Genomic DNA, 18,485 nt, shown 5'->3' with positions numbered 1-18,485 from the left:
GTCGTTCACAGGCCGAACACCTCTCTGGGCTGGGTCTGGACAAGGTAGCGCGCCGTCTCGACCGCCTCGTCCTCGGTGAGCCGGTGCTCGGCGATGAGCCGGGCGAGGAAGCCGCTGTCCAGGCGGCGGGCCATGTCGTGGCGGGCCGGGATGGACAGGAAGGCGCGGGTGTCGTCGACGAAGCCCGAGGTGCGGGTGAAGCCCGCGGACTCGGTGACGGCGGCCCGGAACCGGGTGATGGCGTCCGGCGCGTCGATGAACCACCACGGGACACCGACGTGCAGGCTCGGGTAGAACCCGGCCAGGGGCGCGAGCTCACGGCTGTAGACGGTCTCGTCGATGGTGAAGACGACCAGGGTGAGGTTGGGGTGCGTCCCGTAGCGGGCCAGCGCCGGCTGGAGGGCGCGGGTGACCTCGACCGAGATGGGGATGTCGGCGCCGACGTCGGCACCGTACGCCTCGAGGGTGCCGGGGTGGTGGTCGCGGTGCACGGCCGGGTGCAGGGTCATGGTGAGCCCGTCCTCGGAGGCCATCCGCACCATCTCGCACACCATGTGGCGCCGCAGCCGGTCGCCGTCGACGGTGCTGATCCGTCGGGCCAGAGCCGCTGAGTAGAGCCGCTCGGCCTCGACCGGCTCCAGCGGCTCGGTGCCCAGGTCGCGGTGGCTGTGGTCGGTGGAGACCGCGCCGTGCGCCTTGAAGTAGGCGCGGCGTTCCTCCATCGCGGCCACCCACCCGGCGTAGCTGCCGGTGTCCTGCCCGGAGACCTCACCGAGCCGGTGCATGTCGGCGACCCAGACCGCCGAGGCGGGCTCCAGGTAGCGGTCGGGGCGGAAGGTCGGCACCACCCGACGGAGGAAGGACGGGTCCTCGGCCAGCGTCCGGTGGTGGGCCAGGTCGTCGCAGGGGTCGTCGGTGGTGGCGAGGAAGGCGATGTCGAAGGTGTCCATCAGCGCGCGCGGCCGGGAGGTGTCCTGGGCGATCCAGGTCGCGATCTGGTCGTAGAGCTCGTCGGCGGTCCCGGCCGACGGCACGAGCTCGGTGCCGAAGACCTGTCCCAGCACGGTCTCGAACCACAGCCGCATCGGCGTGCCGCGGAAGACCGGCCAGTGCTGGCAGAAGACCCGGAACGCGGCGCGGGCCTCCTGCTCCGACAGCGCCTCGCGCCCCACGCCGAGCCGCGCGAGCTCGACGCCGCTGGCGTGCAGGAGCCGGGTGATGTAATGGTCCGGCGTGATCAGCAGCGAGGTCGGGTCACGGAAGGGGGTGTCCTGCGCGAGCCAGGCCGGCGGGACGTGGCCGTGCGGGCTGATGATGGGCAGGTCGGCGACCTCGGCGTAGACCCGGCGCGCCACCTCCCGCGTGCCGGGGTCGGCCGGCAGCAGGCGGTCGGGGTGGAGGCTCGGTCGTGCTCCGTCGGGCGTCATCTCGCATCAGTCCTCGGTCGTCGCAGCCACGGGGGACGTCGCAGGCACGGCGCTGCCGGTCCTGGTCCTACCCTGCACCTCACCAGTCCCGGGCGCCGGACGCCAGACCCTTGCCACTTGTTGCACGAGTCCCGGGCGGTGCGGGGCGGCGAGCACTAGCCTGTGGGCATGCCGGACGCCGCGACCCAGCCGACCAGCCGCCTCGTGGGCGGACCCCACCAGCAGGTGAGCGGCGAGGAGCTCGACGGGCTCGTCGGCCGGTCGGTCGCCGAGGCCGGCCTGGAGGGCCAGGACGTGGTCCTGGTCATCCCCGACGGCACCCGGTCCTGCCCGCTGCCCCTGCTGGTCGGCACCCTCCACCGGCACCTGTCCCCCGTCGTCTCCTCCCTGACCGCGGTCATCGCGCTGGGCACGCACTCCTACATGGAGCCGCACGAGATCGACCGCCTGCTCGGGGTGGGAGGTGAGGGGCAGCCGGAGTCGCTCGAGGCGGCATACCCGGGCCTGAGCGTGGTCAACCACGAGTGGGCGGACCCCGACATGCTCGTGCACGTGGGCACCGTCCCCGCCTCCCGGATCTCCGAGCTGTCCGGGGGCCTCCTGGAGCGGGAGGCCCCGATCGTCATCAACCGGTATGTCGTCGAGTCCGACGCGGCGATCGTGGTCGGACCGGTCTTCCCGCACGAGGTGGTGGGGATCTCTGGCGGCAACAAGTACTACATCCCCGGTGTCGCCAGCCAGGAGTTCATCGACATGACCCACTGGGTCGGGGCGCTGATCACCTCCACCGAGATCATCGGCACGACCGGCATCACCCCGGTCCGGGCGATGATCAACGAGGGCGCGCAGATGATCCCGACCCGGCGCCTGGCGCTGTGCTGCGTGGTGCGGTCGGGCACCGGCGAGCTGGAGGCGGCCGCCTTCGGCACCCCCGAGGACGCCTGGGCGGCGACCGCCGAGATCGCGGCGGAGACCCACGTCAACTGGCTCGAGGAGCCGATGCACCGGGTCATCGCGGTCATGCCGACCCGTTACGACGACATCTGGACCGCGGCCAAGGGGGGCTACAAGACCGAGCCCGCGATCGCCGACGGCGGCGAGGTGGTCATCTACGCCCCGCACGTCACCGAGGTCTCCGAGGTGCACCACGAGATCTACGACATCGGCTACCACTGCCGCGACTACTTCGTGAAGCAGTGGGAGAAGTTCGAGCACGTCCCCTGGGGCGTGCTGGCGCACTCCACGCACCTGCGCGGGCAGGGCACCTACGACGCCGGGACCGGCGAGGAGCGGCTGCGGATCCGGGTGACGCTGTCCACGCAGATACCCCGGGAGGTCTGCGAGCGGATCAACCTGGGCTATCTGGACCCGGCGACCGTCGACCTGGAGGCGCTGGCGCAGGAGCCGGGCACGACCGTGATCCCCAACGCCGGCGAGGTGCTCTACCGGCTGCGCGACCCGGAAGCCGCGCGCACCGGGGCGGGTCCCGTGGACTGACGCACCTCGAGGTGCACCGGGAGCACCGCGGTGATGTCCCGGGAGTCGGCCTTGCCGGTGAGCAGGGAGATCACGTGCCGGGTGGCGGTCTCGCCCAGCGTGGTGACCGGCTGGGCCACGGTGGTCAGCCCGGGGGTGACCAGGTCGGCCGGCAGGGTGTTGTCGAAGCCGACCACGCTCACCTCCCCCGGCACCTCGACCCCCATCGCGGCCAGCCCCCGCAGCAGCCCCACGCCGACGAGGTCGTTGTAGCAGATCACCGCGGTGAGGCCGCGGTCGAGGACCAGCTGTGCGGCGGTGCGTCCACCGGCCAGCGTCGGCTGAACCGGACCCACCCTCGCGTCGGTGAGCAGCAGCTCGTGGCAGGCCTCGCGCAGCGCCCGCCAGCGCGAGCCGTCGGCCCAGGACGCCTCCGGTCCGGCGACGTAGCCGATGCGACGGTGCCCGAGCGTGGCGAGGTGCTCGACCGCGCGCCGCACCCCGCGGGCGTTGTCCGGGACCACGCAGGGCAGCCCCTGGACCTGCCGGTTGATGACGACCAGCGGCAGCCGGCGGGCCAGTCCGCGCAGGTCGGTGTCGGACAGCCGCGAGGAGGTCACGACGAGTCCGTCGACGAGCGGCAGGTGCCGTTCGAGCATCCGTCGCTCCTCGTGGGCGGACTCGCGCGCGTCGGCGACCATGAGGGTGAAGTCGTTGTCGTGGGCCGCCTTCTCCGCCCCCCGGATGATCCCGAAGTAGAAGGGGTTGGTGATGTCGCTCACCGCGAGCGCGATCACCCGCGAGCTGGTGGAGGACGGGAGCCGGTAGGGGGTGTCGGCCCGGTAGCCGAGCCGGCGCGCGACCTCGTGCACCCGCCGGGTGGTGGCACTGCTGACCCGACCGGGCCGGGAGAACGCCCGGGACACGGTCGAGGCGCTCACGCCGGCCTCGCGGGCGACGTCGTAGATCGTCACCCGAACCTTCTGGCCAGCGTCCTCGACCGCCATGACGACACCCTACGCCGACAACACCCGGCAACAGGGCTGCTGGAGCACGGCCCCGTCGGACGATCCGCCAGGGTGCCGCGCTCCGCCACGCCCCCGTGCTGCGACGACACCGCGCGCGCCGACCTGCGGCCTGCCCCGCTGGTCAGGGGCAGCGTGACTACCTCGGGGCGCACACGTATCGTCGGGTGGATGACGACGGCAGCTTCCACACCGACTGGTCCGGCGACCGCACCGAGGTCCGTGCCCGACCGGGGCGCCCCGCCCGCGCACCTCGTCGACCACCTCGACCGGTTCACGCGCTCCCTGGCGGGGGTAGGCCGTCTCGGTGTCGCCTTCTCCGGCGGCGTCGACTCCTCCGTGCTCCTCGCGCTCGCGCTGCGCGAGCTCGGTTCGGAGCGGGTGCTGGCGATCACCGGCGTCTCTCCCAGCCTGGCCGCCCGGGACCGCTCGCGCGCAGCCTCGGTGGCCGAGCACCTGGGGGCGCGCCTGCTCGAGGTGGAGACCCACGAGATCGACAGCCCCGGCTACCGCCGCAACGACGCCGACCGCTGCTACTTCTGCAAGGACGAGCTGTTCACGGTGATCTCCGACGAGCTCGTCGCCGACCAGGACCTGGACGCGGTCGCCTACGGCGAGAATGCCGACGACGCGCTGCGGCCGGACCGGCCCGGCGCCGGCGCAGCGACCGAGCACCGGGTCCTGCGCCCGCTGGCCGACGCCGGCCTGGACAAGCAGGCGGTGCGCGAGCTGGGCCGGTGGCTCGACGTCCCGACAGCCGACACCCCGGCCTCGCCCTGCCTCGCCTCGCGCATCCCGCACGGCCAGGAGGTGACGGCCGACAAGCTCGTCCAGGTCGAACGGGCCGAGGACGCGGTCCTGGCGCTCGGCATACCGGAGGTCCGGGTGCGCCACCACGGCGACATCGCCCGGATCGAGGTCCCGCCGGAGCACCTCGCCACCCTCGTGGCGGCCCACGGGCAGCTCGTCGCGCAGATCCGCCGTGCCGGATTCCGGCACGTGACCCTCGACCTGGCGGGGCTGCAGTCCGGCCTGTTCACCCTGGACGCCCTGGGCCTGCGGGGCGCCGGGAGGTGACCGCGGAGGAGTTCGCAGACTTCGACCTCGACCACGGCCGGACCCTGCGGCGCGGCTACCCCGAGGCGGTGCTCTGCGACGCCAAGACCCCCGACCAGGTGCGCCGCGTCGCGGCCGCCTGCCGCCAGAGCTCGACCGGCGCGGTGATCTTCACCCGGGCCGACGAGGCCCGGGCCGAGGCCGTCCTGGCCGAGCTCCCCGACGCACGTCACGTGCCCGAGGCCCGACTGCTCGTGTGGCCGGCCGAGCCGCCGCCGCCCACCGGCGGGCTGGTCGTCGTCCTCAGCGCCGGCACCTCCGACCTGCCGGTGGCGCGGGAGGCGGAGCTGACGGCGGCCCACCTCGGCCGGCGCACCCGACTGGTGGTGGACGTCGGTGTGGCCGGCCTGCACCGGGTCCTGGGCCACCTGGAGCTGCTGCGCTCCGCGCGGGCCGTGGTGGTCGCCGCCGGCATGGACGGCGCTCTGCCGTCCGTCGTCGCCGGGCTGGTCCCGGCCCCGGTCGTCGCGGTGCCGACCTCGGTCGGCTACGGCGCGAACCTCGGCGGCGTGGCGGCCCTGCTGACGATGCTCAACAGCTGCGCCCCGGGGGTGGCGGTGGTCAACATCGACAACGGCTACGGCGCCGGCCACCTCGCCGCTCAGATCGCCGCGCCGGACTCCCAGCCCTCGGCCTGAGCCGCGGCCTCGGCGGCGCGCAGCACGACCCTCAGCGGCACCCCGAGCCGCAGCGCGACCTCCCGGCAGTCCTCGAGCTCGGGGGTGAGGCTCAGGACCAGCCCGTCACGGCTGCCGACCTTGATCCGCACCCGCTCCCCCAGTGCCGCGACCTCCCGCCAGGTCCGGTCCAGCGCGGCGCGACGGACCTCGTGCCAGCGCACCCCCAGGGTGGTGGTGTGCGCCAGCAGCACCTCGACGACCGTCCGGCGGTCCTCGGGCCGCGACAGGGTGCTGACGACCGTGCCGGGCCGGCCCTTCTTCATCAGGACGGGCGTCGTCCAGGCGTCGAGCGCGCCGTGCGCGAGCAGCTCCTCGAGCACGGCGGGCCAGACGCGCGGGTCGAGGTCGTCGACCGTGGCGGCCACCTCGACCAGGGTCTCCTCGCCGACGTCACCCTCGCCGACCGGCTGGTGCAGCACCACCCGCGTCACGTTGGCGCGGTCCGGCACCTCGCGGCTTCCCGCGCCGGCACCCACAGCGAGGACGCGGCCCGAGGGCGCGGCGGCGGGCATGGTTCCCAGGGCGGCCAGCAGGGCCACGCCCGTCGGCGTCGCGCACTCCCCGACCAGGTCCTCGTCGTCGGCGACCACCAGCGTGCTTCGGGCCAGGACGCCGAGCACCGCGGGCACCGGGACCGGCATCCTGCCGTGCTGGGTCTGCACCGTGCCGGACCCGAGCCCGACCGGGCCGCAGGTGAGCCGGTCCACGCCCAGGTCCGCGAGCGCGGCGCACACGCCGACGACGTCGGCGACCGAGTCCCAGGCCCCGACCTCGTGGAAGTGGACGTCGTCGGCCGCGACGCCGTGCGCCTGCGCCTCCACCTCGGCGAGCAGCGAGAACGTCGCCAGTGCCTCCTCGCGAACCCGCGCGTCCAGCACGGCCGCGCCGATCCGGGCACGCAGGTCGGCCCACGTGCGCTCCGGCGAAGGCCCCTCGTGCGTCACGACCGCGCGCGTCGCCGCCAGGCCCGCCCGCAGCACCTCTTCGGTGCCGACACCTGCCTCTCCGGGCAGCACCGCGGCGACGGCCGCGCGCACCGCGTCCAGGTCGGCGCCCGCGCCGAGCAGCGCCCCCAGGAGCATGTCGCCGGCGACCCCGGCCGAGGGGTCGATCCACGCGTGGCGAGTCACGTCCGTGACCCTACGCTGTGCCCATGCGACTCGACCTCACCGACCTGCTGCCGGTCCGTGACGCCCGGCTCACCGGCGACCTACGCTCGTGGCGGGACGTCGACCTGCCAGAACTGGGCCGCAGCGCCGAGGTCTACGTCTGGCTGCCGCCCGGCTACGACGAGGGCGACGACCGCTATCCCGTCCTCTACCTGCACGACGGCCACAACATGTTCCTGCCGCAGCGCGCCTCCGGCGGCGTGGCGTGGGACGTGGACCGGGCGATGAGCGCGCTGGCGCGCGACGGCATACCCGCCGTCGTGGTCGCCGTCCCCTGCCATCCCACGCAGCGGGGCGAGGAGTACACCCCCTACGGCGACCCGCGGCTCGGCGGCGGCCGGGCGGCCGACTACGCGACGTTCCTGGCCGACCACCTCAAGCCGGCGGTCGACGAGGTGCTGCGCACCCTCCCCGGTCCGGAACACACGCTGACGCTCGGCAGCTCGCTCGGCGGGCTGGTCAGCGCCTACCTGTGGACCACCAGGCCCGAGGTCTTCGGCGCCGCGGGGATGCTCTCCCCGGCCTACTACTGGCCGACCGAGGAGCTGGGTGAGCGCTGCCTGCGCGACCTCGAGCGGGCGCTCGCCTCGGGTCCGCCCCCTGGCCGCGTCTACCTCGACGTCGGCGGCCGTGAGCACCACCCGGACCGGCACGTCGAGGAGCTCTACGTCGAGCACGCCGAGAGGCTGCTCGGTGCGCTGCGGAGCGCCGGGGTGCCGGTGCGCTACACCTACGACTCGCAGGGCTACCACTTCGAGACGGCCTGGGCCGAGCGTTTTCCGGCTGCGGCCGCCTGGTTGCTGCGGGGGTATGCCGTCGCGCCACCGCCCTCCGTGCAGGCCGACCTGGCCGCCGCCGCCAGCTCCGCGGAGCAGCACGGGTGAGCGCCCCGGACGCGGCCGTCGTCGCCGCCTCCCCCGACCCGACCAGGCGGACGCGCGCCAACCTGCTGCTCGTCCTCACTTCCGCCATCTGGGGCCTGGGGTTCGTCGCCCAGCGCCTGGGTGCCGACCACATGGGCGCGCTGAGCTTCAACGCCGCCCGCTTCGGCATCGGGGCGCTCTCGCTGCTGCCGCTGATCTGGTGGTTCGCGGCCCGGGACCGCAGGGCGCCGCTCGTCGTGCCGGGACCGCCTGCGGGCGAGGTGCTCGACGAGGTTCCCCCGCGCATGGGTGCGAGCCGCTCCCCGCTGCTGCCCGGTCTGGCTGCGGGCGCGGTGCTCTTCACCGCCGCCGGGCTGCAGCAGCTGGGCCTGGAAAGCACGACCGCGGGCAAGGCGAGCTTCGTCACCGGCCTCTACATCGTGCTCGTGCCGGTTCTCGGCCTGGCGGTGGGCCACCGCGCGACGAGGGCCATCTGGGTCGGGCTGGGTGTCGCGGTCCCCGGCCTCTACCTGCTGAGCATGACCGAGGACCTGACGATCGCCCCCGGCGACATGCTCGTCCTGGTGGGCGCCTTCTTCTGGGCGCTGCACATCCTGGTCATCGACCACTTCGTGCGCACGGTGGACGCGCTGAGGCTGTCGGCCGCGCAGTTCGCGGCGTGCGCGCTGCTGTCCGCCGGAGGGGCCCTGATCCTGGAGGAACAGCCGTTCACCGGGCTCGGGCCGGCGCTCTGGGCGGTGCTCTACGGCGGGCTCTTCGCGGTCGGCGTCGCCTACACCCTCCAGGTGGTGGCGCAGCAGGACGCGAAGGCCTCGCACGCGGCGCTGCTGCTGAGCCTGGAGTCGGTCTTCGGGGCACTCGGCGGCTGGCTGCTGCTCGAGGAGGTGATGAGCCCGCGCATGCTGCTGGGCTGTGTGCTGATGATGACCGGGATCGTCGTCTCGCTGCGCGGGACGGAGACCACGCACGAGACCTGAGCGGGTCCTCGGGCATGCCTGTGGCCCGGCCGGTTGTGGGCCGGGTCGGGGCGTGGTGGTCATAAGTGCCAGGTGACGACGTCGCCGACGACGGTGGCCATCAGGTCCTCGGCGTGGACCACGGTGTGGTGCCTGGGGCACAGGAGCACGAGGAGGATGATGTCGGTGTCGCCGTCGCGGCACCACCAGATGAGGTGGTGTGATTCGCACCACGACCCGGGGATCGTGCAGCCCGGGAACGTGCACGTCTTATCACGGACCAGGAGGGCTTTGAACTGTCCCGGGGACGCCAGGCGCTGTGTGCGGCCCAGGTCGAGGGGTTCACCCAGCTCGCCCAGGACGACGGGGGTCAGGTCCCCGATGCACGCGTAGCGTCCTGCGGCGGTGGAGGTGAACCACGTGTTCCCGGTCGCGGACTCCGCCGTCCCGGTGGGGCGACCGGTTTCCGGGTCGGCCTTGACGGTGACGATGACCGAGGCCCGGGCCGATGACGCCGGCGCGCCGGGGTTGGCCAGGCCCCGGGACACCACGGTCTTGACCGCGTCGTACTGACGCTGTCCGGCGTCGCGGGAGTCCTTCTCACCCTCCGGCCCAGGAACCGGTGCGGCGAGAGGTCCGAAGAGGATCCCGTCGAACATCGGGGCGTCCTGGATGGGTGCGTCGACGGTGTAGCGGACCATGCCCTCACCCAGGAGGTGGCGGGTGACGCAGCGCAGGGCCTGCGGTGCTGGGTCGGGGGTGTCCTTGTCGTCGGGGTCCTTGCCCCTGTCGGGGTCCTCCTCCAGCAGGTCGGTGAGCAGCTTGGTGCAGACCTTCCCCAGTTCCGCATCACTGATCTTCGTCCCGCACGCGGCACCGGTCGCGATCGCCGCGTAGGCCTCGGCCTGGTCGGGGTCCAGGGCCCGACGCAGGCGAAGCATCACCTTGGCCACCCTCCCCGCTCGGGCCAGCGACGTGCGTCCTTCCCGGACGGCGGCGTCCAGAGGTGCACCCCAGTGGTGAGTACTGGCCTCCACGACCTGCTTCAGCGCGGAGCCCTGCGGGACGGTCATCCAGGGGCAGCGGGCCCGCACCCAGTCCACCAGGGACAGCCCGACGGCGGTGTGCAGGCCACGGGCGTGGACCTGCACGGCCAGGGCGTAGGTCAGGGACTCGGTGCGCGTCGCCAGGCGACCGGCCTGGTCGATCGCGTCACGGACCGCGTCGTCCATGCACCGGGTCAGGTCCCCATCCTCCAGGCCCGCCGCCACGTCCAGGGCCGTCTTCGCCTGCGCCAGGCAGGAGGCGAGCACCTCCGGTGCCCAGCCCAGCTGGTCGGGGTCGAGCAGGTCCGCCTCCAGGGTGGCGACGATGTCGGCCCACTCCGCCTCCGTGGCCGGGTCATCACCGGCGTTGAGGGCGGCCAGCTGCTCGGCCGCCACCACCTGGGCCGCGGCCGCCTCCGCCTCGCTCACCGGGGCCGGTGCGGGCAGCCAGTCAGCGGGGTCGAAGAACTCCTCCTCGACACCCACCCGCCTGCTCCTGATCGACATACCCACACCCAACCACCCACCACCGACAGACCCGCTGACCAGGCACGATGCCCGAGACGGGGCGCAAAGAGACGCCGCGCGGACGCCCTCGAGGACGTCCGCGCGGGAGCAGGCGGCTCAGGACGTCAGCCGCGCTCCAGGCCCAGGTAGGCCGCCACGATCCCCTCGTCGGCGAGCAGCTCGTCCGCCGGCCCGGACTGGGCCACCTCGCCGCTGGACAGGACGTAGCCGTGGTCGGCCGCGCGCAGGGCGCGGCGGGCGTTCTGCTCCACCAGGAGCACGCTGGTGCCGCCGGAGCGGATCTCCTCGATCACGCGGAAGACGTCGTCGACGACCTTGGGCGCCAGACCCATGGACGGCTCGTCGAGGAGCATGAGCGTGGGCTCGGCCACGAGGGCACGTCCGATGGCGAGCATCTGCTGCTCGCCACCGGACAGGCTGCCCGCCGGCAGAGCACGCCGCTCGGCCAGCACCGGGAAGCGGTCGTAGACCTCGTCCGTGCGCGCGCCCGAGCTGTGCCACGCGCCCAGCTGGAGGTTCTCCTCGATCGTCATCGAGGCCAGGATCTGCCGGCCCTCGGGGACCTGCACCAGGCCGCGTCGCACGAGCGTGTGCGCCGGGGTCTTCGTCACGTCCTGGCCGTCGAAGAGGATGCGTCCGCCGGAGGGCCGCACCACCCCGCTCACCGCGTTGATGATCGAGCTCTTGCCGGCGCCGTTGGCACCCACCAGGGTGACCAGGCCGCCCCGCTGGACGGTGAAGCTCACGCCGCGCACGGCACGGACGCGCCCGTAGGAGACCTCGAGGCCCTCCACCGTCAGCACGGGCTCGGCCGTCGCGGTGCCTCCGCCCGTCGCGGTGGGGGCAGTCGCCTCGCTCATCGCACCTCCTCCGTCTCTCGCTCCGGTCCTGCGTCGTCACCGAGGTAGGCCTCGATCACCGCAGGGTCCTCGATGATCTCCGCAGGTGTGCCGGCGGCGATGACCTCGCCGAAGTTGAGCACGACGATCCGGTCGCAGGTCTTCATCACCATGCCGACGTTGTGCTCGATGAGCAGGATCGTCAGACCCTCCTCGGCGAGGGAGCCGATCAGCGCGGACAGGGAGTCGGCCTCGACGTGGTTCATCCCGGCGGCCGGCTCGTCCAGGATGAGCAGCGAGGGTCCCGACGCCAGCGCCCGGGCGATCTCGAGCCGGCGCTGGTCGCCGTAGGACAGAGATCCTGCGTACTCCCCCGCCCGGTCGGCCAGTCCGACCCGGTCCAGGCAGCGCGCGGCGTGCGCCACGACCTCCTGCTCGTCCCGACGCGCGCCCGGCAGCCACAGCAGCCGCCGCAGGAACGTCGGACGGCTCACCACGTGCGCGCCGACGAGGACGTTCTCTAGCGCCGAGAGCCGGGGGAAGAGCTTGGAGTGCTGGAAGGTCCGGCTCACGCCGGCCTGCGCCACCTTGTGCACCGCGGTGCGTCCGGGCTTGGTCCCGAGCACCTCGAAGGTGCCCGACGACGGCGCGACGACGCCGCTGATCATGTTGACCAGGGTGGTCTTGCCGGCGCCGTTGGGCCCGATCAGGCCGACCACCTCGCCGGATGCCACATTCAGGTCGACGTCGCGGACGGCGTGCACACCGCCGTAGTCCTTGTTACCCCCGCTGATGCGCACCACCTGCTCACCGTCCGCGGGGTGCGGCCGCTGCACCAGCCGGCTCGTCCCGTCGGTCACGGTGCCGGCCTGCGGCGCCCGCACCCGCACGCGGGGGATGAGCGACCCGAGGCCGCCGGGCAGGAAGACGATGACCAGCAGCAGGAGCAGGCTGGCGACGAACGGCCGGATCCAGCCGGCCTCGACGCCGACGGCCCGCTGGATCTCGGGAACGGCGGTGAGGAACCCGGCACCCAGCAGCGGCCCCAGCCAGGTGGTGGAGCCGCCGACGACGGCCATGACCAGTCCGTCGATCGCGGTGCTGAAGGAGAAGTCCTCCGGGGCCAGCAGCCGGACGTAGTACGCCCAGAGCACGCCGTAGAGGCCGGCGACGGCCCCGGCCGCGACGAAGGCGGAGAGCCGGTGCCGACCGACGTCGATGCCCATCGCGCGCGCGGCCAGCTCGTCCTCGCGGATCGCGGCCAGGGCGCGGCCGTAGCTGCTCGGACCCTGGCGCCAGAACCAGTAGGCGACCAGCGCCAGGCACACCCAGGCCATCGCGGGCGTGACGACCTTGGGCACCGACATCCCGTTGGCGCCGCCGGTCCACTCGGCGTTGATGAGCAGGATCCGCACCGCCTCGGCGAAGCCGAGCGTGGCGATCGCCAGGAAGACGCCGCGCAGGTGCATGGTCGGCAGACCCAGCACGACGGCGGCGAGCGCCCCGACCACCATGCCGATCACGATCGCCACGAGCAGGGTCGGCAGCTCTCCGGCGTCGCGCGGGGCAGGTGCCAGCGCTGCGGCGGCGAACCCGCCGAGCGCGCCGAACCCGGCCTGGCCCAGGCTCAGCTGCCCGGCGACGAGGACGGCGTAGAAGGAGAACGCGAAGATCGCGTTGAGGGCGATGAAGACGATGAGGGACTCGGTCATCACACCTCCCGGACCCGGCGGCTGCCGAAGAGCCCCTGCGGCCGGACGACCAGCAGCAGGAAGAGCAGCCCGAAGGCGACCAGGTCGCGCCAGCTGGAGCCGATGTACTGCACCGCGAACACCTCGGCGAGCCCCAGGACGAGCCCGCCCACGAGGGCCCCGGGCAGCGACCCCATCCCTCCGACGATGATGACGGCCAGGCCCTTCAGCTCGATCGCCGACCCCATGCCCAGCTGGGCGGAGTTGACGTTCATCGCGAACAGGGCCCCGGCGACCGCCCCGAGCGCCGAGGACAGGGCGAAGGTGGTGGCCGTGACCCGGTCGACGTTGATGCCCAGGACCGTGGCGGCCCGCGGGTTCTCCGCGACGGCGCGCATCGCCCGGCCCAGCCGGGTGCGGGCCACCAGCCAGGTCAGCCCGACCATGAGGACGATCGAGATGGCCAGGATCGCTACCTGCAGCACGGTCACGCGCGCGCCGAGGAAGGTGAAGGTCTGGGTCGGGAAGGCCTCGACCGGGAACCGCCGCGTGTCCGGTCCGTAGCGGAACAGCAGGAGCGCGATGAACATCCCGCCCAGCCCGATCGAGGAGATCAGCCCGGCGAAGTGCGCGTCCGGTCTTCCGGTGAGCGGCCGGAAGGCTACCCGCTCGATGATCAGTCCGAGGACCGCCCCGACCACCGCCACCAGCGGCAGGGCCACCCAGATGGACAGTCCGCCGACCGCGACCAGCTCGATCCCGACGAACGCGGCCGCCGCGAAGACGGCCGGGTGCGCCAGGTTGAGCCGGTCGAGGATCCCGAAGACCAGGGTGAAGCCGATCGCGAACAGCGCGTAGAGGGAGCCCAGGAAGAGACCGTTGAGGAGCTGTTGCACCGGGTCCTCAGTTCAGCGGCGTGAAGGAGCCGTCCTCGACGATCTGGACGACCGCCTGGTGCTCGGCGTCCCGGTCGGCGTTGATGGAGAAGGTTCCCAGCACGGTGTCGAGGTCCTTGATGGTGGTCAGCCCGTCACGGATGTCGTCCCGTTCGCCGGAGCAGTTGGCGCGGACCGCGGCGTCGATGACCATCAGACCCGTGTAGGCCTGGGCCGCGAACTGGTCGGGCTGGCCGTCGAACTTCTCCGCGTAGTCGGCGAGGAAGGCCGTGTTGAGCTCGCCCTCGGAGGCGGAGTTCCAGGCGGCGCCCACGACGACGCCCTCGGCGGCCTCGCCGGCGTCGCTCATCAGCTTGGGGTTGTTGAAGCCGTTGCCGCCGATGATCGGCGTGTCGATGCCCAGCTCGCGGGCCTGGGTGACCAGCGGGATCGCCGCCTCGATCAGGCCGGAGACCACGAGGGCGTCCGGGTCCTTGCCCTTGGCCTCGGTCAGCAGGGCCCGGAAGTCGGTGTCGGCCTTGGAGAAGGTCAGGGTGTCCAGGACCTCCACGCCCTGGTCCTGCAGCGCCTGCACGAAGACGTCGTAGCCGGACTCGGTGAAGGCGTCGTCGTTGGAGTACATGACCACGACCTTCTCCAGGCCGAAGTGCTCCTTGGCGACCTCGACGGTCTGCGGGATGACCTGGGCCTCGGTGAGGGAGTCACGGAAGATGTAGTCGCCCTGCTCGGTGATGCCGGAAGCGGTGTTGGAGATCGCCAGCACCGGGACGCCGGCGTCCTGCGCGATCGGCTGGGACTGGAAGGCCGTGTTGGACAGGGTCGGGCCGATGATGATGCTCTTGTCCTTGGTCAGGCTCTCGAAGACGGTGATGCCCTGCTTGGGGTCGCTCGCGTCGTCCTCGATCTTGAGGTCGTAGGTGATGCCCTCGCCCTCGGCGAGCTTGTCCGCGGCCAGCTCCAGCCCCTTCTTCTGCGAGTCGCCGTAGGACGCGGCCCCGCCGGTGAGCGAGACGACCGCGCCGACCGGCACCGGGGCCTCGATCGTGCAGGAGTCGCCGGAGCCGGATCCGACGAGCTCGCCGCCGCCGGCGGCCTCTCCGTCGCCGCCGTCGCCGCCGCCGCAGGCGGTCAGGACGAGGGCGAGGGCTCCGGTGCCGGCGAGCAGCTTCAGGGTGGTGTTCATGTCTCCTCCGAAAGGGGTGTGGGCTGGTCTGGTTCAGGGGCGGGTGTGCTCAGGGAAGGGGGTGGGTGTCCAGGACGTCGCGGGTATGGGGTGCACGCGGCACGTGCTCGGGGGTCAGGTCAGCGAGCGAGGCGGTGCCCAGCAGCCGCATCGTGCGGTGCACCTGGGAGATGAGGATCTCCAGGGCACGCGCCACGCCTGCCTCGCCTCCGGCCATCAGACCGTAGAGGTAGGCGCGTCCGACCATGACCGCGTCGGCGCCGCGGGCGCGGGCGGCCACGACGTCACCGCCGTTGAGCACCCCGCCGTCGATCAGGAGCGGCACGTCCGGGCCGACCGCGGCGCGGACCTCGGGGAGCAGGTCGAGGGGCGCGACCGCGCGGTCCAGCTGGCGGCCACCGTGGTTGGAGACGACCAGGCCGTCGACGCCGAGGGCGATGAGGTCGGCCGCGTCCTGCGCGTGCTGGACGCCCTTGACCACGATCCGGCCCGGCCACTGCGCTCGCAGCCAGGCCACGTCCTCGTGGGTGACGCCGGGGTCGAACATCCGGTCCACCAGCTCGGCGACGGTCCCGCCGCTGGTGCGCAGCGAGGCGAACTCGATGGGCTCGCTGGTGACGAGGTCGACCCACCAGCGCGGATGGAGCGCCATGTCGCCGAACGTCCGGGCGGTCAGGGCCGGCGGCACGGTCAGTCCGTTGCGCACGTCGCGCAGGCGCTGCCCGGCGACCGCGGTGTCCACGGTGAGCACCAGCGTGCCGAAGCCCGCGGCGGACGCGCGGCGGACGAGCTCGGCCGAGGCCTCGCGGTCCTGCCACAGGTAGAGCTGGAACCAGCGCTGGACGTCCGGGACGTCCGCGGCGAGGTCCTCGACCGAGACGGTGCCCATCGTCGACAGCGTGTAGGGCACGCCCGCGGCGGCCGCGGCGCGGGCGACGGCCCACTCCCCCTGGGTGTGCATCATCCTGGTGAAACCGGTGGGTGCGAGCACGACCGGCACGGGGCTGGTCACACCGAGCAGCTCGACGCGCGAGTCGACGTGGCGCACGTCACGCATGACCCGTGGACGGAACTGCACCTCGGCGAACGCCCGCCGCGAGCGGGCCAGCGACAGCTCGCTCTCGGCCGCGCCGTCCACGTAGTCGAAGACCGAGCGCGGAGCGCGCCGTCGGGCCACCTCGCGCAGGTCCTCGACCGTGGCAGCGCGGCGCAGCGCCGCCTGCGTCCGGCGCAGCGTCGGCGGCTCGAACCGCACGAGGGGGCGCAGCTCGGCCCAGGTGGGGACGCGGCGGTGCAGGGGCGACACGACGACGCACCTCCTCCGCTCAATCCTGGATGGTTATGCGCTGTCACGGATGCGCACGCAGGGCACCCTACCTCTCACGGGCGCCGACGCCGACGGCGTGGCGCGGATGGTGACCGAACTGTGATGAAGTGGGCGGTATGGCAGCGACCTCCGCCCCGGACCCGCACGACGATCCGCACCGCTGGCTCGAGGAGGTCGACTCCTCCGCGGTGCTGGACTGGGTCGGCGCGCGCAGCGGCCGGACCGAGGCACGGCTGGGCGCCGTCCCCGGCCACGAGGCCAGGCACGCCGCCGTCCGGGAGGCGCTCGAGGCGCCGGACCGGATCCCCCTGGTCGGCCAGGTCGGCGACCACCTCTACGGCTTCTGGACCGACGGGGAGCACCCGCGCGGCGTCTGGCGCCGGACCACGTGGGAGAGCTACCGCACCGAGGAACCGCAGTGGGAGGTGCTCGTGGACGTGGACGCGCTCGCCCGTCACGAGGACGTCCCCTGGGTCTGGCAGGGGGCCTCGGTGCTGCGGCCGGCCCACGACCGGGCCCTGGTCCACCTGTCGCGCGGCGGGGCGGACGCCGGCACCACCCGCGAGCTCGATCTGACCACCCTGGAGTGGGTGGCCGGGCCCGAGGGTTTCGCCAAGCCGGAGGCCAAGGGCCGCCTGGTGTGGCGCGACCGCGACCACGTCTACCTGACCTCCGCGGCCGACCCCACGGGCGCGACCCGGTCGGGCTACCCGCGCACGGCCCGGCTCTGGCGGAGGGGCACGCCGGTGGAGGAGGCGACGGTGCTCCATACCCTCGACGAGGGAGATCTGGGACTGTTCGTGGACCACGACCAACGCACCGGGCGGACCTTGCTCCGACGGGCGCTGGCCTTCTACGCCGAGCAGACGCTCGTCCTCAGCGACGAGGGCCTCGTCGCCGTCCCGGTCCCGGAGAGCGCCGAATCCTCGGCGCACGGCGACCTCCTGGCCGTCCGTCTGCGAGAGCCCTGGACGAGCACCGCACCCGGGGGCGAGACCGCCTCCTGGGAGGCTGGGAGCCTGCTCGTCGCGCGCCTGGACGAGGTCCTCGCCGGCACGGCCGAGTGGACCGCCCTCTTCGTCCCCGACGAGCGGTCCTCCCTCGTCGACATCACCTGGACCGCCGGCCACGTGGTGACGACCACCCTGGTCGACGTGCGGCACACCGTGCAGGTCCACTCCCTTGCGGCCGACGGGTCCTGGGGCAGCCGCGACCTGACCGACGCGCTGGGGCTGGGGATGCGCACGGTGAGCATCAGCGCCGTCGACGACCATGACGGCGACGACCTGTGGGTGGTGACGACGGGGTTCCTGGAGCCGATGGAGCTGTCCGTGGCACGCCTGGGCGGGCCTCAGAACGCCGACGCCGACGCCGACGTCGTCCTCGAATCCCTGAAGACAGCTCCGGAGCGTTTCGACGCCTCCGGGCTCGCGGTCTCCCAGCACCGGGCGACCTCGGCCGACGGCACCGCCGTGCCCTACTGGCAGGTCGGCCCGGCGCAGCTGCCCCTGGACGGGTCGACGCCGACGGTGCTGCACGGGTACGGCGGGTTCGAGCAGGCGCTGACGCCGGCGTACGACCCGATCGTCGGGCGTTGCTGGCTGACGCACGGGTTCGTCCACGTCGTGGCCGGCATCCGGGGTGGCGGCGAGTTCGGTCCGCGGTGGCACCGGGCCGCGCTGGGCCCGGAGCGGCACCGTGCCTACGAGGACTTCGCGGCGGTGGCCCGCGACCTCGTGGCGCGCGGCGTGACCTCGGTGGGGCACCTGGGCTGCACCGGCCGTTCCAACGGTGGCCTCCTCGTGGGCAACATGCTCACCGGCTACCCCGAGGACTTCGGCGCGATCGTGTGCCAGGTGCCGCTGCTGGACATGGAGCGCTACCACCTGCTGCTCGCCGGCGCGTCGTGGATGGCGGAGTACGGCGACCCGGACGACCCTGAGCAGTGGGCGTGGCTGCGGACCTACTCCCCCTACCACCGCTTCGACCCGCAGCGGCCCACGCCGCCGGTCTACCTGGCCACCTCGACGCGCGACGACCGGGTGCACCCGGGCCACGCCCGGAAGATGGCCGCGCTCCTGGAGGAGCACGGGCGCGACGTGACCTACTGGGAGAACACCGAGGGAGGGCACGGCGGCGCGAGCACCGCCGACCAGTGGGCGACCTGGCACGCGCTGGCCTGGACCTTCCTGCACGAGCGCCTGGCGGGCGACCGGGCCAGCCGATGACGGGCCCCGCGGCC

The 18,485-nt window shown here is 73.2% G+C and carries 15 protein-coding genes and 1 pseudogene; 7 read left to right on the top strand and 9 right to left on the bottom strand.

The window, feature by feature from the left end:
• Nucleotides 1-5: 5 nt before the first annotated feature.
• Nucleotides 6-1,427, bottom strand: coding sequence for a glucuronate isomerase (uxaC, locus tag DV701_RS00875; protein WP_114926692.1), 1,422 nt, complete (start codon nt 1,425-1,427; stop codon nt 6-8).
• Between the two features lie 168 nt (nt 1,428-1,595).
• Here uxaC and DV701_RS00870 point away from each other — a divergent pair, with 168 nt between their 5' ends.
• A complete protein-coding gene (locus DV701_RS00870; RefSeq protein ID WP_114930501.1) occupies nt 1,596-2,924 on the top strand; it encodes a lactate racemase domain-containing protein in 1,329 nt (442 codons plus the stop codon).
• On the opposite strand, the gene DV701_RS00865 is transcribed toward DV701_RS00870, so the two are convergent.
• Entirely contained in the window at nt 2,870-3,910 is a 1,041-nt protein-coding gene (locus tag DV701_RS00865; RefSeq protein WP_114926691.1) for a LacI family DNA-binding transcriptional regulator, read from the bottom strand. The two genes, DV701_RS00870 and DV701_RS00865, sit on opposite strands and share 55 nt — an antisense overlap.
• A gap of 116 nt (nt 3,911-4,026) precedes the next feature.
• On the opposite strand from DV701_RS00865, the pseudogene DV701_RS19310 reads away from it, so the two are divergent.
• From DV701_RS19310 to larB, 3 genes and pseudogenes are all read left to right on the top strand, one after another.
• Nucleotides 4,027-4,155 (top strand): annotated as a pseudogene (locus DV701_RS19310) (hypothetical protein); the annotation flags it as partial.
• Complete coding sequence (larE, locus tag DV701_RS00855) at nt 4,100-5,005, top strand: ATP-dependent sacrificial sulfur transferase LarE (protein ID WP_114926690.1); 906 nt, start codon at nt 4,100-4,102, stop codon at nt 5,003-5,005. The pseudogene DV701_RS19310 and the gene larE, both read left to right, overlap by 56 nt.
• Nucleotides 5,002-5,682 carry a nickel pincer cofactor biosynthesis protein LarB gene (gene larB, locus DV701_RS00850; RefSeq protein WP_114930498.1) on the top strand — a complete coding sequence of 227 codons (681 nt, stop codon included), beginning with the start codon at nt 5,002-5,004 and terminating at the stop codon, nt 5,680-5,682. Before larE ends, larB begins: the two co-directional genes overlap by 4 nt.
• On the opposite strand, the gene larC is transcribed toward larB, so the two are convergent.
• Complete coding sequence (gene larC / locus DV701_RS00845; RefSeq protein ID WP_114926689.1) at nt 5,646-6,854, bottom strand: nickel pincer cofactor biosynthesis protein LarC; 1,209 nt, start codon at nt 6,852-6,854, stop codon at nt 5,646-5,648. The genes larB and larC overlap by 37 nt on opposite strands.
• 23 nt (nt 6,855-6,877) lie before the next feature.
• Between larC and DV701_RS00840 the strand changes: the two genes are divergently transcribed.
• Nucleotides 6,878-7,777 carry an alpha/beta hydrolase gene (locus tag DV701_RS00840; RefSeq protein WP_114926688.1) on the top strand — a complete coding sequence of 300 codons (900 nt, stop codon included), beginning with the start codon at nt 6,878-6,880 and terminating at the stop codon, nt 7,775-7,777.
• Complete coding sequence (locus DV701_RS00835; protein WP_228255141.1) at nt 7,774-8,754, top strand: DMT family transporter; 981 nt, start codon at nt 7,774-7,776, stop codon at nt 8,752-8,754. The genes DV701_RS00840 and DV701_RS00835 overlap by 4 nt, the downstream gene beginning before the upstream one ends.
• A 59-nt stretch (nt 8,755-8,813) precedes the next feature.
• Here DV701_RS00835 and DV701_RS00830 read toward each other — a convergent pair whose 3' ends face one another.
• The 6 genes from DV701_RS00830 to DV701_RS00805 form a co-directional block, all read right to left on the bottom strand.
• Nucleotides 8,814-10,286: an HNH endonuclease signature motif containing protein gene (locus DV701_RS00830; RefSeq protein WP_228255140.1), complete on the bottom strand. Its 1,473-nt coding sequence runs from the start codon at nt 10,284-10,286 to the stop codon at nt 8,814-8,816.
• A gap of 125 nt (nt 10,287-10,411) precedes the next feature.
• The gene (locus DV701_RS00825) at nt 10,412-11,167 is read right to left on the bottom strand and encodes an ABC transporter ATP-binding protein (protein WP_114926686.1); all 756 of its coding nucleotides are present in this window, start codon (nt 11,165-11,167) and stop codon (nt 10,412-10,414) included.
• Nucleotides 11,164-12,858, bottom strand: a complete 1,695-nt coding sequence (locus tag DV701_RS00820) for a branched-chain amino acid ABC transporter ATP-binding protein/permease (RefSeq protein ID WP_228255139.1) — start codon at nt 12,856-12,858, stop codon at nt 11,164-11,166. Before DV701_RS00820 ends, DV701_RS00825 begins: the two co-directional genes overlap by 4 nt.
• The gene (locus tag DV701_RS00815; RefSeq protein ID WP_114926684.1) at nt 12,858-13,733 is read right to left on the bottom strand and encodes a branched-chain amino acid ABC transporter permease; all 876 of its coding nucleotides are present in this window, start codon (nt 13,731-13,733) and stop codon (nt 12,858-12,860) included. The genes DV701_RS00820 and DV701_RS00815 overlap by 1 nt, the downstream gene beginning before the upstream one ends.
• 7 nt (nt 13,734-13,740) lie before the next feature.
• Nucleotides 13,741-14,916 carry an ABC transporter substrate-binding protein gene (locus DV701_RS00810; RefSeq protein WP_114926683.1) on the bottom strand — a complete coding sequence of 392 codons (1,176 nt, stop codon included), beginning with the start codon at nt 14,914-14,916 and terminating at the stop codon, nt 13,741-13,743.
• Between the two features lie 49 nt (nt 14,917-14,965).
• A complete protein-coding gene (locus DV701_RS00805; protein ID WP_228255138.1) occupies nt 14,966-16,222 on the bottom strand; it encodes an alpha-hydroxy acid oxidase in 1,257 nt (418 codons plus the stop codon).
• 137 nt (nt 16,223-16,359) lie between these two features.
• On the opposite strand from DV701_RS00805, the gene DV701_RS00800 reads away from it, so the two are divergent.
• Entirely contained in the window at nt 16,360-18,471 is a 2,112-nt protein-coding gene (locus tag DV701_RS00800; protein ID WP_114926682.1) for a prolyl oligopeptidase family serine peptidase, read from the top strand.
• Nucleotides 18,472-18,485 lie beyond the last annotated feature (14 nt).

Origin of the sequence: Ornithinimicrobium avium, from assembly GCF_003351765.1 — a bacterium.
In the GTDB taxonomy this organism is placed as follows: domain Bacteria; phylum Actinomycetota; class Actinomycetes; order Actinomycetales; family Dermatophilaceae; genus Ornithinicoccus; species Ornithinicoccus avius.
The sequence above is the reverse complement of the archived record's forward strand: the minus strand, read 5'-3'. Positions and strand labels throughout refer to the sequence as shown.